Below are 15,953 nucleotides of genomic sequence, written 5' to 3'. Positions count from 1 at the left end.
CGGCCACCGCCACTTCGCTGGCGGTGACGTTGGCCGAGACGTCGCCACCGCTGGTGACCTGGACGGCGCCCTGGCTGATGGTGGAGCCGCTGACATCCCCGCCGGCGTTCAGGGTGTTGGTGGCGCTGGCGTCCTGGCCGCGCAAGGTGTGGTTGCTCAGCGCGACATTGCCCAGGGCGTCAATACCGTAGCCCTTGACCCAGAGCGTGCTGTCCAGGCTGAAGGCATCGGACACCACCTCGAACTGGCCCAGCGCATTGGCCTCGGTGCCGCCCGACAGCATATGCACATTGCCGCGGTTGGCGCCGGAGCCGGCGAACAGGCTCAGTGCACGGGCTGTGCCGCCGGCATTCTGGATGTCGCCATTGAGCGTGATGTCGGCGCCCAGCGTGGCCAGCGTGGTGTCGCCGAGCAGGCTGACCGGCGCCTGGAACACGATGCCGCCCGCGCCGTCGGCCGTCACCGTGCCGGCGATGCCGGAGCCGCCCGCGCCGGCATTGAGCACCAGGCTGTGCAGCGTGCTGCCGCTGAAGTAGAGGTTGTAGGGATTGTTCACCACCACGTTCTCGCCGTACGCGCCCGCGGCCACGCGGATGTTGGCGCCGTTGCCCGCGTTGCCCAGCGCCGTGTTGATGGACAGGGCCTGCGTGCCGCCGCCCAGCAGGCTGCCGATGCCGACGTGGAAGTCCTGCGTGGCCTGCGTGCCGCTCCAGCCCTGCACATAGCTGGAGGCGGAACTGCCCAGGTTCACGGCATAGTCAAACGCATTTTGCTGCGAGGCCTGCAGCCAGGTGTACTGGTTGTTGTCACCCGCAGTGCTGGCGTTGCGCACCGCGAAGTCAAAGCCGGCGATGCGGAGCGTGCCGAAGTTGGTGCCGGCCGACTCGTCCTGCAGGTAGACCGGGTTGCGTTCGGTGAAGCTGTTGTTGCCCGCCACCGTGATGTCGTTCATCTGCTGGTTGTAATAGCGGTTGGCCTGGTAAAGCGCCAGGCCGCCCCAGGCGTTGTTGCGCGTGGTGCTGTTGCTGACCGTCACGTTGGCGCTGTCGGTCAGCTGGATGCCCGCGCCTTGCGTGCTGCCCGCATCGTTGCCCACGGGCGCGCCGTTGGCCGTGACATGGTCGATGACCGCGCCGTCCACGCCATTGAGGTCCAGCTCGGCCCGGCCCGCGCCCCGGCTGGTCACGTTGCGGATGGTGAAGTCGCGCAGCCGGGCCGAGGGGCCGCCCACAGGCGCCACCTTGATGCCGTAGGACGAAGCGACGTTGGCGCTGGGCCCGTAGAGCGTGAAGTCCCTGAGCGACACATTGTTGGCCGTCACGTTGATGCCGTAGCCGCTGACGCCGCGCGCGTCTATCACGGTCGTGTCCTGGCCCGAACCGGCCAGCGTCAGGCTCTTATTGATAACGAGGGTTGACGGCTGGGCATAGGTCCCTGCTGTCACATTCACCATGCCTCCCGCGACCACGGCATTCACGCCGGCCTGGATCGTGCCCAATGGCTGCCGGTCGTTGCCAAGGCCGTTGCCGAGGTTGAAGTCGTCGGCAGCGGTGAAATTGGCGCCCGAACTGACGGTAACGTGCGAGCGGTTGCCAAATTGCGGTGTGGAGCCCAGGAGCCCGTTGACGCCGTAGCGGCGATCAAGAATATGCATGTCGCCGTTGGCCGCAGACATGGCCATCACGCCGGCCCCATACTGCGCTTCGCTGGCATGCGGAGACACAAAATAGGAGCCATTCGCTACGCCGTCCAGAAAAACGATGTCCCATTCATTGCCCACCAGCCCTCTGGAATTGCCCGACATGGTCACATTGTTCGAACGCACAAGAATGGCGCCCTTGGTGTTTTCAATCGTGTTTCCGGTGATATCGGCGGTAGCGTTGGTGACCTGAATCCCGCTTCGGACATTTTTAATCGTGTTGTTACGTACGGTCGCGCCGGTCACGCCTGACGCAATCTTCACCCCCGTCGTACTCAGGCCAGTCCAGTTGATGGCAGCGAAGTTCTGGCTGTAAGGGCCTGTGACCTGCATGCCTTCAACCGTCACGCCATTCGCGGTGATGTCCACTCCGGTTTTTCCCTCGAGCACGTCGATATTGGCTCCATTCATGCCGGTCAGCGTCAGGTTGGCCTTGTTCAGGGTGACCTGCTCGGCGTATGTGCCCCCGTGGACATTCACAGCGCCGCCCGCCCCCGCCGTGCCGGTCTTGGCGATGTTGACCGCATCCTGGATGCGCGCGCCGCCGTAAACGTCGATATGGTTGGAGTTGCCGCTGACGCTGGGCGCCTGCAGCGCCGACTTCAGCACCACCGCATCGCCGTTCACGACGATGGCGTTGCTGGCCTGCTGCACACCCTCAAGATTGATCACACCCGACAGCAGGTTGGCCGCGTCGCCGACGCCCAGGCGCAAGTTCGCGCCGTTCAGGCTGGCGCCGGCCGCGTTGGACACATTGACGCCCGTCGCCCCGCTGGCGATGGCGAATTCATACAGCCCGCCGTTGAGCGAGACCGTGGCGGCCGTGGCGCCCGCCAGCGCGATCGTGCCGCCCGTGGCGCTGATGCTGCCCTGGTTGGTGACCGAGGGCGCAACCAGCGCCACCAGCCCGGCGCCCTGCGCGGTGATACCGCCCTGGTTGGTGATGCTGCCCGTGGCACCGGTGATCTGCGCAACGCCGGTGCTCATGAAGTTGTTCGCGTCTATGGTGCCCGTCGTGGCGATCAGCGAGCCCACATTCACCGTGGCGTTCGGCCCGAACATCACGCCGTTGGGGTTCATCAGCATCACCATGCCGTTTGCCGACAGGCTGCCCATGATGTGCGTGGCATTGGTGTCGCCATTGATGCGGTTGAGGATGGCCGACGCTGCGTTGGGCTGCACGATCTGCACCGCCTTGCCCGGATTGATGTTGAAGGAGCCCCAGTCCACCACGGCCCGGGTGCTGGCCTGGTTGATGGTCATCTGGTTACCCGCCACCGATCCCGACGCCGTGCCGGAAAAAACCGTGCCGTTCTGCGGCAGGCCCGCCGCGCCCACGATGTCGACGGTCCAGCCGGGCGGCGCGAAGAGCAGCGCCGCCGCGGCGGGAAGGGCTTTCAGCGCAAAGGACGGCCGCCGCCATTCGGGAGGACGCAGACGCTGCGCAGGGAGTTTGGCTTGCATGGAATCACCTCTTGAACGTAAAACAAACAAGGAACAACAGGGACGGATCCAGTGAACATCATCAAAACCGCGCCAGCAGCGAGCCCATCAGCCGCGGGTTCTTGCCGCCGGTCTGGTAACTCGCGATGGATTTGGTCAGCGGCCAGGCGGCCTCGATGGCGGCGACCACGTTTTTCTCAAGGAAGAAGCGCAGGCCCAGGCCGGCGGAAGCCAGGCTCTGGCTGGCGGGCGTTCCGGGCGTGACGCTTCCGACCTTCCAGACCTTGCCGATGTCGTAGAAGCCGAACAGCTGCCAGGACTTGAGCCCCGGCATACCGGCGGCGCCGCCGGCATAGCGCGGCTCGATGCGAAAGGCCAGTGCCCGTTCACCCACGAGTTCCGCCGGCTCATAGGCCCGGCCGAAGCGCCGTCCGCCCAGCGCGTACTGCTCCGACGACAGCAGCGGCGTGTTGGCCCACTGCCCGCCCACGCCCACGGTGAACGAAAAATTCGATCCCACAAACTGCGAGCGCTCGTAGTCGAAAGTGAGTTTGTTGAACACGCCCTTGGCGCCGACCCGGCTCTTGAGCACATCGGACTCCTGCGTGCCGCCCAGGCCCTGGCTGAAATCGACGTCCAGCGAGTTCTGCCCGTCGAGGCGGTCCAGCACACGCCAGCTCAGGCCCAGGCGCAGCGCGCGTATGCGGTCTTCGATCACACGGGTACCCAGCACCTCGGTGTGGACGTCGGAATGGTCGTAGGCCGCGCGCGCGGTCAGGCTTTCATTGCGGCTGCGCAGCAGGGGATAGGCGGCGGACAGCGACACCGTGTCGGCATTGCCGTGCACATCAAAAGGCTTGAGCACATCGCCGGGCTGCGTGCGGGCGCGGGACACGGCGGCCGAGAGCCGCAAGCCTTCGGTGCCGACGACCTGGCTGTAGGAAAGCTGGGTATAGGCCATTTCGGAATTGCCGGTCCCCACGCCGACAAAACGCCACTGGTCGTTCACGCCCAGCAGCTGGCTGCCGACCACGCCCAGGGTCAGCTGTGTGGGCCCCAGGTATTTGGAGCCGTAGTTGTCAATGGAAGCAAAGCCTTCCACCTTCTTGACGTTGGCGACCAGGGTGAGGTCGGCCGCGCCCGGCGCCTGCGAAGGCGCGAGCACACTGCGCAATTCCACGCCGGGAAAATCATTGGCGATCAGCAGGTAGCGCTCCAATACGGGGCCCTCTATGGGCCTGGAGGCCTGGATCTTTTCGCCCAGGCGCATCAGCTGTTCCTGCACATGGGCACTCACGCCCGGCCCGGCCTGGACGTTCACGCGGGCGATGTAGCCCTCGATGACGCGCAGCGTCAGCGTGCCGTCCGCGAGCGACTGCGGCGGCACCACGACCAGCGAAAGAATGTAGCCCGCGTTGCGGTACATCGCGGTCAGCGAGGACGCGAGTTCGAGGATGTCGGCACCCGTGATCTCGCGCCCGGTGTAGCTGTCGGCGCGCGCCTGCAAGGCATTGCCCGGCAGCACGGTGGCGCTCTCGATGCGGACCTCCTTGAGCGTGACGCGTATGGCCTTGAGCGAATCCGGCAGGAGCCCGGCGGGCTCGCTCCTGAGTTGCGGCGGCGGCGGTGCGGGTTCAGGTTCGGGCTGAAAGTCAAAGCGTTCGCGAAGGCGCCCAGGGTCTATGGTGGATGGCTGCTGTTGTGCCAGGGCGACGACTGGAAAAGCCAAGGACAGGACAAGGGCATAAGAGAGAACGTCGTGCATGCCTGCACCATCGGTACGCTTCATTGCTGCATCCCACTCAAAAGTCGAAAGTTACAAATCGCTGGACCAGGCTGCCCGCATTCGAAACAGCTTTTTTCGTGAATTAGTTCACGGTAACCAATTGTGAAAGGCGATACAAGCAAGAAAAAGTGATTAATAACTGCCAACTTTGTGACATGATTTTTGCCCGTTTTTTTAGCAACGAATTCTTGTTACTTACATTTACAGGCTTGTCTTTGCCTTTCGGGCTTGCAATACCGGGTTTCTTGCTACCTACGGCTTACTGCAAGCCCTTCTTCCCTTGGCTATCCGGGCCTGGAACGCTTTAAAAAGATGCGGCCGCTTGTGTAAAGTTTTTGGTGATCGTGGCCGTTATTGCCCGCCTCGCCTGTTTTGGGCGCGGGCCCGGTATCGCAACGTTTTGGATCGCAGATGCAAAATCACCCGCGCTCCTGCCTTGTTTTTTCTTGTTTGCATGCGTCCTCTGTCTTGAACTCGAGGAAGCCTGCGAAGGCCTGCGGTCCCACGCTCTCGCCGCGCCGCGAAATTGCGCTATAAGCGGCGAAGGCAAAAAGAAAAAACGGAAAGCGCATTGAGAATCCATCTCTACACCGACATAGAAACCCTGTTCGGCCGTGCCGTCCGCCTGTGGATGGACGTCCTGCTGCAAGCCGGGCACGAGGTCGAGTTCATCGACATGGGCAATAGCACCGAGGCGCCGCTGCCCGAGGTGGGCGCCTGTGATATCAACCTGCTCGTCGCCGGCATTTACGCCCTTCCGCGTTTTGCCAGGCGCGGCCTGCCGCGGCACGGCAAACATGTGCTGTGGATGTTCGACCCGCTGACGCGAAACACATCAGCCACGGTGCACCGGCACAAGGCCGAACTCTTCGACGCCATCGCGCCCGGCCTGCATGCGGTGATGGCCATGGATGCGTCCATCGAACGCTACCTTGCGCACTATTTCCCGGCCCTCACCACCTTCCGCCTCCCCTACCTGGTGGCGGACAAACATCTGCGCGCACCGCTGCCGGAAGCGGACAGGACGCGGGACATCGTCATGCTGGGCGGCGATACCGCCAGGCGGCGCGAAGCCGAGCGCCTCTTCCTCGCCGGCGCGAACCCGCTGAGGGCCGAGTTCATCTGGAGCGGCCTCTGGGGCGCGGCGCGTGACACCTGCCGTGCGGGCGCGCGCATCAACCTCAATGTGCATGCCGATTCCGAACTGCGCTACTTCGACCAGTTCCGTACCTTCGAGGCCTGGGCGGCCGGCACGGCCGTGGTGTCCGACAGCTTCAAGGGCTGGGAGGATTTCGGCATTGTTCCCGGCGTGCACATGGTGATGGCCGAACTCGAGGACCTGCCGCGGGCCTGCGCCGAACTGCTGGCCGATGTGCCGCGGCGCGAGGCCATGGTGAAGGCGTCGCAAATGTTGCTGCGCGAGCGCTTTTCACCGGCGGCCTGGCAAAGCCGCATGCTGGCGATGATCGAGGCCATCGCCTGAGCATGGCCGACATCTCGCGGCAGGAGTTGATCGCGTTGCGGCTGGCCAGCCATCGCCTGGCCGCACAGCCTTCCGGGCCGGCCGATTTCAAGCGGGTCGACCAGGCCGTGCAATGGATGGGCGCGGTGCAGGCGCAGGAATATGCCCATGCGCGCTGGGCCGTTGGCTCACGCTTCGCGGCCACTGCCGCCATCACCGACGCGGCGATAGAAGATGCGCTGGCCAGGCGCAAGGTGGTGCGCAGCTGGGTCTTGCGCGGCACGCTGCACCTGGCGGCGGCCGCCGACCTGCGCTGGCTGCTGGCCCTGGCCGCGCCGGCCTTGCTGACCCGCACCGCGGCCGCCTACCGCGAGGTGGATCTCGACGAAGCCGCCTTCCGCAAAATCCTGCCGGCCCTGCGTCAGTGTCTTGAAGGGGGGCAACAACTGACGCGCGTGGAACTTTTTGCCGCACTCGCCCGGCACCGCATCAACACCGAAGGCCAGCGCGGCGGCCGCATCCTGTACCGCGCGGCCCAGGCCGGGCTGATCTGCCTGGGCGACCCGCAGGGCAAGCAGGCCCGCTACACCCTGCTTGACGAATGGCTGCCGCCGCAGCCCGAGCTGCCGCGTGAGCAGGCGTTGAAAAAACTCGCGCAGCGCTATTTCGCCAGCCACGGCCCGGCCACGCTGGCGGACTTCACGTGGTGGTCCGGGCTGGCGGCCGGCGAAGCCAGGGCGGCGCTGGAGATGGCCGGCCCTGGCCTTTCGCATGCACTGTTTGGGGGCGATACCGTCTGGTGGTCCAAGCGCACGCAGGCGCTTGCCCGGCCGGCCGGCAAGCCGGCGCTGCAGCTGCTGGCGGGTTTTGACGAATATGTGCTGGGCTACACCGACCGTAAAGCCATCGTCGATACCGCGCATGCCGGCAAGCTCATGACACCCAATGGCCTGTTCCGCCCCGCGCTGCTGCTCGACGGCCGCGTTGCTGGCACCTGGCAGGCGGAAGTCAAAAAAGGTGGGCTCAGCATCGTCACCGCGCCCTTCGCGCCGCTGCCGCGCGGCAGCGCGGGCGCGTTGCGGCTTGCCGCGCAGCGCTATGCGATTTTCATGGGCTTGCCGCTGGTGGAAGCCAGCTGACGCCCTTCATCACAAGGGTTTACCCGGTCAAACTTTTTGCAGCTGTCCGAGTCAGCACATTACTCAGGTATAGAAGCTCCTGGTGCATTCGACATGTACCGGCGCTACTATCGCCTCCAGTCCGGCCCATCCTGTTCTTTCAAATAGTGAGGAGCGCATCCATGGCAAAACTGAACGTCAACGGTACCGTGCGTGAGTTTGAAGTGGAGGACGACACACCGCTGTTGTGGGTCCTGCGCGAGCAGCTCGGGCTCACCGGCACCAAATACGGCTGCGGCATCGCGGCCTGCGGTGCCTGCACCGTGCACATCGACGGCGTGCCCACGCGAAGTTGCGTGCGGCCCGTCTCCACGGTCGGTGCGGCCGAGAAAATCGTGACCATCGAAGGCCTGTCGCCCGACGGCTCGCACCCGGTGCAAAAAGCCTGGGTGGCGCTGGACGTGCCGCAGTGCGGCTACTGCCAGTGCGGCATGGTGATGACGGCGGCGGCGCTGCTCAAGGCCAAACCGAATCCGACGGACGCCGACATCAACGAGGCGATGACCAACATCTGCCGCTGCGGCACCTACAACCGCATACGCGCCGCCATCAAGGTCGTTGCCGCGGGCGGAAACACCAAAAGCGCGGCGCTCGCCATCCAGCACACCGACGGGAGCACGACATGAGCATCACCACCCTGCCCTCCTCATCCGCTTTGGCATCGCCCCGGCTGTCGCGCCGCCGCTTCCTGGCCTCGGGCGCTTCGGCCGGCCTGGTGGTCGCCTTCCATATTCCCTTCGCCGGCATGGCCGCGGCCCAGGGCAGCGACTCGCCGGAGATCAACGCCTGGGTTGTCGTGCGCCCCGACGACACGGTGGTCATTCGCATCGCCCGCTCTGAAATGGGCCAGGGCAGCCTGACCGGCCTGGCGCAGCTCGTGGCCGAAGAGCTGGAATGCAACTGGGCGAAAGTCACCACCGAATACCCGACACCGGGGCAAAACCTCGCGCGCAACCGGGCCTGGGGCAATTTCTCCACCGGCGGCAGCCGCGGCATACGCGAATCGCACGACTACGTGCGCAAGGGCGGGGCCACCGCGCGCATGATGCTGGTGCAGGCCGCGGCCAATGAATGGAAGGTGCCTGTGTCCGAATGCCGCGCCGCCAACAGCCTCATCACGCACACGCCGACCGGCCGCAGCGTGAGCTACGGCAAGGTCGCGGTCGCGGCCGCCAAACTGGCGCCGCCCGCCGAGGTCACGCTCAAGGACCCGAAAGACTGGAAACTCGTGGGCAAGCGCCTGGCGCGCCTGGACACGCAGGACAAGGTCACGGGCAAGCAGGTCTACGGCGCCGACCTCAAACTGCCCGGCATGCTCAATGCGGCCATCAAGGACTGCCCGGTGTTTGGCGGCAAGGTCAAGAGCTTCAACGCCGCCGCGATCGAAAAACGTCCCGGCGTGAAAAAAGTGCTGGCGGTCGGGGACAGTGCGGTGGCGGTCGTGGCCGACACCTGGTGGCGCGCCAAGACCGCGCTGGACGCGCTGCCCATCGAATGGGATAACGGCCCGAATGCCGCCAACTCCAGCGCCAGCGTGGCCCAGATGCTCAAGGCCGGGCTGGACGCGAACGACGCGGTGGTCGGCAACCAGAACGGCGACGCCAAGGCCGCGCTGGCATCGGCGGCCAGGCGCATCGAAGCGGTGTATGCCTACCCGCACCAGAACCACGCGACCATGGAGCCCATGAACGCCACAGCGCGCTGGACGCCCGAGCGCTGCGAGGTCTGGACGCCCACGCAGAACGGCGAAGCGGCGCTGGCCGCGGCCTCGGAAGCCGCGGGGCTGCCGGTCGCCAAATGCGAGGTCTACAAAATCCACCTGGGCGGCGGCTTCGGGCGGCGCGGCGCGGTGCACGACTGGGTGCGCCAGGCCGTGGACATCGCCAAACAAATGCCGGGCGTGCCGGTCAAGCTGCTGTGGACGCGCGAGGAAGACATGCTGCACGGCCGCTACCACCCGGTGACGCAGTGCAAGCTGCAGGCAGGGCTGGACGCGCAGGGCAATGTCACGGCCCTGCACATGCGCATCTCCGGCCAGTCCATCCTGGCCGGCGTGTTTCCGCAAAACATCCGCAACGGGCTGGACCCGGTGCAGTTCCAGGGCCTGAACGCGCCGGGACCCGAGGCCTCCATAGGCTACAGCTTCCCCAACCTGCTGATAGACCATGCGATGCGCAACCCCAGCGTGCCGCCCGGTTTCTGGCGCGGCGTGAACCTGAACCAGAACACTATTTACCTCGAGTCCTTTATCGACGAAATCGCCTTCGCCACCAAACAAGACCCGCTGGCCCTGCGGCGCAAGCTCATGGGAAACCATCCCAAGCACCTGGCCGTCCTCAACGCCGTGGCCGAGCGCGTCAAGTGGGGCGTGGCGCCGCCCGACGTGGGCGGCCAGAAGGTCTACCGCGGCCTGGCCCAGACCATGGGTTTCGGCAGCTATGTGGCGGCCTGCGCCGAGGTGTCGGTCAGCCCGGACGGCATGCTCAAGATCCACCGCATCGTGGCGGCCACCGACCCGGGTTACGCCGTCAACCCGCAGCAGATCGAGGCCCAGGTCGAGGGCTCTTTCGCCTACGGCCTGTCCGCGGCGCTTTTCGGCGAATGCACGCAAAAAGACGGCCGCATGGAGCAGGACAACTTCAGCACCTACCCCGTCGTGCAGATGCAGCACATGCCCGCGGTGGAAACCCTCATCGTGCCCTCGGGCGGCTTCTGGGGCGGCGTGGGTGAACCCACCATCGCGGTTGCCGCGCCGGCGGTGCTCAATGCCGTGTTCGCGGCCACGGGCAAACGCATACGCGAGTTGCCGCTGAAAAACCACGACCTCAAGAAGGCATGAACTGGCAAGGCGCCATCGCCGGCGGGGTGATGATGATGGCGCCCTGGACCGGCTTCGCGCAACAACAGCAACCACAGCCGCCGCTGCAGGTCGTCGGCGACGCCATCCCGCAGGCGCTGACGGCCACGCCCGGTGACCCGGTGCGCGGCCGCGCCCTCGTCGCCAGCCGGCAACTGGGCCTGTGCCTGCTGTGCCACAGCGGGCCGATTCCCGAAGAGCGCTTCCAGGGCAACCTGGCGCCCGACCTGGCGGGCGCGGGCTCGCGCTGGAGCGAAGGCCAGCTGCGCCTGCGCATCGCCGACGCGCAGCGCCTGAACCCGGCCAGCCTCATGCCGGCTTATTACCCCAGCGAGGGCCTGGTGCGCGTGGGCACCGCCTGGCAGGGCAAACCCATCATGAACGCCCAGCAGATCGAGGACGTAGTGGCCTTCCTGCGCACACTGCGAAACTGAGACGGCCATGACACCGCCCATGCAGCAACCCGCCCTACCCCGCCGGCGCCACATCCTGGCAGGTGCCACCGGCCTGGCCATGGGGGTGGTGCTGCGCCCCGCATCCGCCGCCGTGGGCGACCTGGCGGTGGCCGTGGCGGCTTACACCCGGGGCGCGCCGGTTCGCGCGGGCAAGGTCAAGCTCGATGTGGCCGAACTGGTGGACAACGGCAATGTGGTGCCCATCACCGTCACGGTAGACAGCCCCATGACCGCCGCCGACCACGTCAAAAGCATCGCCGTCTTCAACGAGAAAAATCCCCAGCGCGACGTGGCCCGCTTCACGCTGGGCCCGCGCGCCGGCAAGGCGAGCGCAACCACACGCATACGGCTGGCCACCTCGCAGCAGCTGGTGGCCGTCGCGCAGATGAGCGACGGCAGTTACTGGTCGCACACGGTCAACGTCATCGTCACGCTCGCCGCCTGCATCGAGGGAGAGCCCTGATGGCCCGCACCCTGATCAACGCCCCCTCCACCGCCAGGCGCGGCGACATCATAGAGATACGCGCCACCATAGGCCATCCCATGGAAACCGGCTTTCGCGCCGGCGAGGACGGCAAGGTCTTGCCGCGCAACATCATCCAGACCTTCAGCTGCCGCTACAACGGCGAGTTGGTATTCAGCGCCGAGCTGTTTTCGGCTGTTTCGGCCAACCCCTACATCGCCTTCCATACCGTGGCCACCGACAGCGGCACGCTGGTGCTCAGCTGGGAAGGCGACAATGGTTTTTCGCAGTCGGAAAGCATCCAGCTGGCCGTCACGGCATGACGCGCATCCTGCCTCTGCTGCTGGTGTGCCTGATGGGCACCGCCGGCGCGCAAACCCCTCTCCCCAAGGACAGCCGCCGCTCGGGCTTTGAAGACATGGGCGCCGCCACCCAGGCCATGCAGAAGGACGATGCACTCAACCCCGGCATGCTGTGGGTACAGGACGGCGAAGCGCTGTGGAAGCAGCCGGCGGGCGCCAGCGGCAAGGCTTGCATCAGCTGCCATGCGGCGGCGCAAAGCAGCATGCGCGGCGTGGCGGCGCGCTACCCGGCGCTTGATGCCGGCCTGGGCCGCCCCGTCACCCTGGGCCAGCGCATCAACCAGTGCCGCCAGCAGCACCAGCAGGCCGCGCCACTGCGCCCTGAAAGCCAGGAGCTGCTCGGCCTGGAAGCCTATGTCGCGCTGCAGTCGCGCGGCCTGCCGCTGGCGCCGCCCGACGATGCCAGGCTCGAACCCTTCCGCCAGCGCGGCCAGCAGCTGTTCATGCAACGTGTCGGGCAACTCAACCTGTCCTGCGCGCAATGCCACGACGGCCTGCCCGGCAAACGCCTGGCCGGCAACGTGATCCCCGAAGCACATCCCACCGGCTACCCGGTGTACCGCCTCGAATGGCAGGCCATGGGCTCGCTGCAGCGCCGCATGCGCGGCTGCATGAGCGGCGTGCGCGCCGAGCCCTTTGCCTATGGCGCGCAGGAGCTGGTGGAGCTGGAGCTTTACCTCAAGACACGCGCCAAAGGCATGGCCATGGAGGCGCCGGGCGTGCGGCCCTGAGCTGCCCTTCAAAGCAAAAAGCCCGGGCATGCCCGGGCTTTTTGTGGTGTGCGCGACGCGCCGCTTACTTGCGCGCGGGCGGCAAATCGGTGCAACTGCCGTGCGCCACTTCCGCGGCCATGCCCATGCTTTCGCCCAGCGTGGGGTGCGGGTGGATGGTCTTGCCGATGTCGACCGCGTCGGCGCCCATTTCGATGGCCAGCGCGATCTCGCCGATCATGTCGCCGGCATGGGTGCCGACGATGCCGCCACCCAGTATCTTGCCGTGGCCGTGGGCTTCGGGGCTGTCGTCAAACAGCAGCTTGGTGAAGCCTTCGTCGCGGCCGTTGGCGATGGCGCGGCCGGAGGCCGTCCAGGGGAACAGGCCCTTTTTGACCTTGATGCCCTGCGCCTTGGCCTGGTCCTCGGTGAGGCCCACCCAGGCGATTTCGGGGTCGGTGTAGGCCACGCTGGGGATCACGCGAGCGTTGAAGGCGGCGCTGGCCAGTTCCTTGTTGCCCTGCAGTTCACCGGCGATGACCTCGGCGGCCACATGCGCTTCGTGCACGGCCTTGTGCGCCAGCATGGGTTGGCCCACGATGTCGCCGATGGCGAAGATGTGGGGCACATTGGTGCGCATCTGGATGTCGACGGGGATGAAACCGCGGTCGCTCACGCTGATGCCGGCCTTCTCGGCGCCGATCTTCTTGCCGTTGGGTGTGCGGCCCACGGCCTGCAGCACCAGGTCGTAGGTCTGCGGCGCCGGGGCGCCCTCGCCTTCGAAGCTGACCTCAATACCCGCCTTGGTCGCCTTGGCGCCCACGGTTTTGGTCTTGAGCATGATGTTGTCAAAACGCGGCGCGTTCATCTTCTGCCAGACCTTGACCAGGTCGCGGTCGGCGCCCTGCATGAGGCCGTCCATCATTTCGACCACGTCCAGGCGCGCGCCCAGGGTGGAATACACGGTGCCCATTTCCAGGCCTATGATGCCGCCACCCAGGATCAGCATGCGTTTGGGAACCTCTTTGAGCGCCAGCGCGCCGGTGGAGTCCACCACACGGGGATCATCCGGCATGAAAGGCAGGCGCACCGCTTGCGAGCCGGCGGCGATGATGCAGTTCTTGAACGCGATGGTTTGTTTTTTGCCCGACTTTTCCTGTGCGGTACCGGTGGTTTCCTCCACCTCGAGGTGATGGGCGCCGACAAACTGGCCCAGGCCGCGCACCACGGTGACCTTGCGCATCTTGGCCATGGCCGTGAGCCCGCCGGTGAGCTTGCCGACGACTTTTTCCTTGTGCGTGCGCAGTTTGTTGATGTCGAGCTTGGGCTCGCCAAAACTCACGCCCAGGCTGTCGAAGTGTTTGACCTCGTCCATCACGGCGGCCACGTGCAGCAGCGCCTTGGAGGGAATGCAGCCTACGTTGAGGCAGACGCCGCCCAGGGTGGCGTAGCGCTCGACCAGGACAACCTTCAGTCCCAGGTCGGCGGCGCGGAAGGCGGCCGAATAGCCGCCGGGGCCGGCGCCCAGCACCAGCACGTCGCAGTCGAGGTCTGCGGAGCCGCTGAAGCTGGCGGCCGTTGGGGCGGGCGCGACAGGCGCGGCTGCGGCCGGAGCGGCGGCTTTCTTCTCAGGCGCAGGTGAAGGCGCAGGAGCGGTGGCGGCAGCGGCGCCGGAAGCTTCCAGCGTCAGCACGACGGATCCTTGCTTGACCTTGTCGCCCAGCTTGACCTTGACCTCCTTGACCACGCCGGCGGCGGAGGATGGGATCTCCATCGAGGCCTTGTCGCTTTCCACGGTGATCAGGCTTTGCTCGGCCTTGATGGTGTCGCCGGCCTTGACCAGCACTTCGATCACGGACACTTCGTCAAAATCGCCAATGTCCGGCACCTTGATGTCTACCAGGCTGGATGCGCTCATTTGGAGGCTTTCAATTTAAGGGTGAATATGTCGACGGGTCCGGCGGAGTTCTTGTCGAACTCGCAGCCCGCATTGAGGCCGGCCATGGCCACTTCGCGCGCGGTCTTGGCCTTGTCCCAGGCGGCATGCATGGCGCCCAGCGCGAAGCTGCGGCCCGAGCCTATGCCCCAGAACTCCTTGAACTCGAAGACTTCGCGGTAGCTGTAAAGGCCGTAGATGCCGCTGGCATTGGCGATGACCACGGTGAACTGGCTGGACTCGTAGGGGTCGTTGTCGTCTTCCTTGGTCTGCAGGAAAAACGTTTCCTTGAGCAGCGGGTGCAGCTTGACGAAGGTGTCGAAGACCTCGTCGCGCGAGCCCAGCTTGAGCTGGTCCTTGGGCAGGGCCGCCATGGCTTTGCGCAGCACCGGGAAATGCGCCACCGTGCCGGCCATGCCGACATAGCTCATGCCGGCGGGCGTGTCGACCTTGAAGATCTTGCTGTTGGCCTCGAAGCGGTGGCCCAGGCTGGTGTCGCCGAAGGTGACCAGCGTGTCGGCGGCGATGGCAACCTGCCCCGCCTTTTTGACGACTACAAGCGTTGTCATCTTCGGATTAAAGAAGGACGCGGCGGAAGTCGGCGAGGATCTGTCCGAGGTAGGCGTTAAAGCGCGCGGCGGCGGCGCCGTCGATCACGCGGTGGTCCCAGCTCAGCGACAGCGGCAGCATCAGGCGCGGCTGGAAGGCCTTGCCGTCCCAGACCGGCTCGGTCGAGCTCTTGCAGACGCCCAGGATGGCGACCTCGGGCGCGTTGATGATGGGCGTGAAGTAGCGCCCGCCAATGCCGCCCAGCGACGAGATCGTGAAGCAGGCGCCGGACATGTCGGCCGGGCTCAGCTTGCCGTCGCGCGCCTTCTTGGCGAGTTCGCCCATCTCCTGCGAGATCTGCACGATGCCCTTCTGGTCGGCGTTTTTGATGACGGGAACGACAAGGCCGTTGGGGGTGTCGGCGGCGAAGGCGATGTTGTAGTACTGCTTGAGCACCAGCTGGTCGCCGTCGAGCGAGGCGTTGAACTCGGGGAATTTCTTGAGCGCGGCGACCGAGGCCTTGATCAGGAAGGCCAGCATGGTGATCTTGATGCCGGCTTTCTCGTTTTCCTTGTTCATGAGCACGCGGAAGGCTTCGAGCTCGGTGATGTCGGCATCGTCGTGGTTGCAGACGTGCGGGATCATCACCCAGTTGCGGTGCAGGTTGGCGCCGCTGATCTTCTTGATGCGCGACATGTCCTTGCGCTCGACCGGGCCGAACTTGGTGAAGTCGACCTTGGGCCAGGGCAGCAGGTCGAGGCCGGCGCCGCCGCCCGAAGATGCCGGGGCCTTGGCGGCCTGTGCCTGGGTGCGTACGCTGCCGTCCATCACCGACCTGGTGAAGGCCTGCACGTCGTCCTGCGTGATGCGGCCCTTGGGGCCTGAGCCCTTGACTTCGGCCAGCGGCACGCCGAGCTCGCGCGCGAACTTGCGCACCGAGGGCGAGGCGTGCGGCAGGCTGCCCTGCGGCGCCGTGGTGGGGTCGTGGGCCGACTGGCTGGCAGGGGCCGATGCGGTGGCCTGTGCGGGTGCGACCGCCGCAGCTGCGGCGGG

At 65.9% G+C, this 15,953-nt stretch carries 13 protein-coding genes; 8 read left to right on the top strand and 5 right to left on the bottom strand.

Annotated elements, in window-relative coordinates:
• Both PMI15_RS01270 and PMI15_RS01265 read right to left on the bottom strand, forming a co-directional pair.
• On the bottom strand, positions 1-3,163 hold a 3,163-nt coding region (locus PMI15_RS01270), incomplete at its 3' end, for a filamentous hemagglutinin N-terminal domain-containing protein (RefSeq protein WP_007862789.1).
• A 61-nt stretch (positions 3,164-3,224) separates the two neighbouring features.
• Complete coding sequence (locus PMI15_RS01265; protein ID WP_036837058.1) at positions 3,225-4,907, bottom strand: ShlB/FhaC/HecB family hemolysin secretion/activation protein; 1,683 nt, start codon at positions 4,905-4,907, stop codon at positions 3,225-3,227.
• Positions 4,908-5,499: 592 nt separating this feature from the next.
• Here PMI15_RS01265 and PMI15_RS01260 point away from each other — a divergent pair.
• From PMI15_RS01260 to soxA, 8 genes are all read left to right on the top strand, one after another.
• Positions 5,500-6,411 carry a glycosyltransferase gene (locus tag PMI15_RS01260; protein WP_007862785.1) on the top strand — a complete coding sequence of 304 codons (912 nt, stop codon included), beginning with the start codon at positions 5,500-5,502 and terminating at the stop codon, positions 6,409-6,411.
• A 2-nt stretch (positions 6,412-6,413) separates the two neighbouring features.
• Positions 6,414-7,529, top strand: a complete 1,116-nt coding sequence (locus PMI15_RS01255; protein WP_007862783.1) for a winged helix DNA-binding domain-containing protein — start codon at positions 6,414-6,416, stop codon at positions 7,527-7,529.
• Positions 7,530-7,690: 161 nt separating this feature from the next.
• Positions 7,691-8,194, top strand: coding sequence for a (2Fe-2S)-binding protein (locus PMI15_RS01250; protein WP_007862781.1), 504 nt, complete (start codon positions 7,691-7,693; stop codon positions 8,192-8,194).
• On the top strand, positions 8,191-10,407 hold the full coding sequence (locus tag PMI15_RS01245) for a xanthine dehydrogenase family protein molybdopterin-binding subunit (RefSeq protein WP_007862780.1): 2,217 nt from the start codon (positions 8,191-8,193) through the stop codon (positions 10,405-10,407). The genes PMI15_RS01250 and PMI15_RS01245 overlap by 4 nt, the downstream gene beginning before the upstream one ends.
• Complete coding sequence (gene soxX, locus PMI15_RS01240; RefSeq protein ID WP_007862779.1) at positions 10,404-10,859, top strand: sulfur oxidation c-type cytochrome SoxX; 456 nt, start codon at positions 10,404-10,406, stop codon at positions 10,857-10,859. The genes PMI15_RS01245 and soxX overlap by 4 nt, the downstream gene beginning before the upstream one ends.
• Positions 10,860-10,878: 19 nt before the next feature.
• Positions 10,879-11,343 (top strand): SoxY-related AACIE arm protein, encoded by a 465-nt coding sequence (locus tag PMI15_RS01235; protein ID WP_036837059.1) that lies wholly within the window; start codon positions 10,879-10,881, stop codon positions 11,341-11,343.
• The gene (gene soxZ, locus PMI15_RS01230; RefSeq protein ID WP_007862776.1) at positions 11,343-11,666 is read left to right on the top strand and encodes a thiosulfate oxidation carrier complex protein SoxZ; all 324 of its coding nucleotides are present in this window, start codon (positions 11,343-11,345) and stop codon (positions 11,664-11,666) included. Before PMI15_RS01235 ends, soxZ begins: the two co-directional genes overlap by 1 nt.
• Entirely contained in the window at positions 11,663-12,436 is a 774-nt protein-coding gene (gene soxA, locus PMI15_RS01225; protein WP_007862774.1) for a sulfur oxidation c-type cytochrome SoxA, read from the top strand. The genes soxZ and soxA overlap by 4 nt, the downstream gene beginning before the upstream one ends.
• A gap of 64 nt (positions 12,437-12,500) precedes the next feature.
• On the opposite strand, the gene lpdA is transcribed toward soxA, so the two are convergent.
• From lpdA to PMI15_RS01210, 3 genes are all read right to left on the bottom strand, one after another.
• The gene (gene lpdA, locus PMI15_RS01220) at positions 12,501-14,333 is read right to left on the bottom strand and encodes a dihydrolipoyl dehydrogenase (protein ID WP_007862770.1); all 1,833 of its coding nucleotides are present in this window, start codon (positions 14,331-14,333) and stop codon (positions 12,501-12,503) included.
• Positions 14,330-14,920 (bottom strand): MFS transporter, encoded by a 591-nt coding sequence (locus PMI15_RS01215; protein ID WP_007862769.1) that lies wholly within the window; start codon positions 14,918-14,920, stop codon positions 14,330-14,332. Before PMI15_RS01215 ends, lpdA begins: the two co-directional genes overlap by 4 nt.
• Before the next feature lie 7 nt (positions 14,921-14,927).
• A partial coding sequence (locus PMI15_RS01210; protein WP_007862767.1) for a dihydrolipoyllysine-residue acetyltransferase occupies positions 14,928-15,953 on the bottom strand: 1,026 nt, incomplete at its 5' end.

The sequence above is a fragment of the Polaromonas sp. CF318 genome (assembly GCF_000282655.1).
GTDB lineage: Bacteria > Pseudomonadota > Gammaproteobacteria > Burkholderiales > Burkholderiaceae_C > Polaromonas.
The sequence above is the reverse complement of the archived record's forward strand: the minus strand, read 5'-3'. Positions and strand labels throughout refer to the sequence as shown.

Excerpts from the sequence above, each read along its gene's own strand:
- PMI15_RS01265 (WP_036837058.1), bottom strand. The coding sequence starts at position 4,907 with ATGCACGACGTTCTCTCTTATGCCCTTGTCCTGTCCTTGGCTTTTCCA.
- PMI15_RS01255 (WP_007862783.1), top strand. The coding sequence starts at position 6,414 with ATGGCCGACATCTCGCGGCAGGAGTTGATCGCGTTGCGGCTGGCCAGC.
- PMI15_RS01250 (WP_007862781.1), top strand. The coding sequence starts at position 7,691 with ATGGCAAAACTGAACGTCAACGGTACCGTGCGTGAGTTTGAAGTGGAG.
- PMI15_RS01245 (WP_007862780.1), top strand. The coding sequence starts at position 8,191 with ATGAGCATCACCACCCTGCCCTCCTCATCCGCTTTGGCATCGCCCCGG.
- soxX (WP_007862779.1), top strand. The coding sequence starts at position 10,404 with ATGAACTGGCAAGGCGCCATCGCCGGCGGGGTGATGATGATGGCGCCC.
- PMI15_RS01235 (WP_036837059.1), top strand. The coding sequence starts at position 10,879 with ATGCAGCAACCCGCCCTACCCCGCCGGCGCCACATCCTGGCAGGTGCC.
- soxZ (WP_007862776.1), top strand. The coding sequence starts at position 11,343 with ATGGCCCGCACCCTGATCAACGCCCCCTCCACCGCCAGGCGCGGCGAC.
- soxA (WP_007862774.1), top strand. The coding sequence starts at position 11,663 with ATGACGCGCATCCTGCCTCTGCTGCTGGTGTGCCTGATGGGCACCGCC.
- lpdA (WP_007862770.1), bottom strand. The coding sequence starts at position 14,333 with ATGAGCGCATCCAGCCTGGTAGACATCAAGGTGCCGGACATTGGCGAT.
- PMI15_RS01215 (WP_007862769.1), bottom strand. The coding sequence starts at position 14,920 with ATGACAACGCTTGTAGTCGTCAAAAAGGCGGGGCAGGTTGCCATCGCC.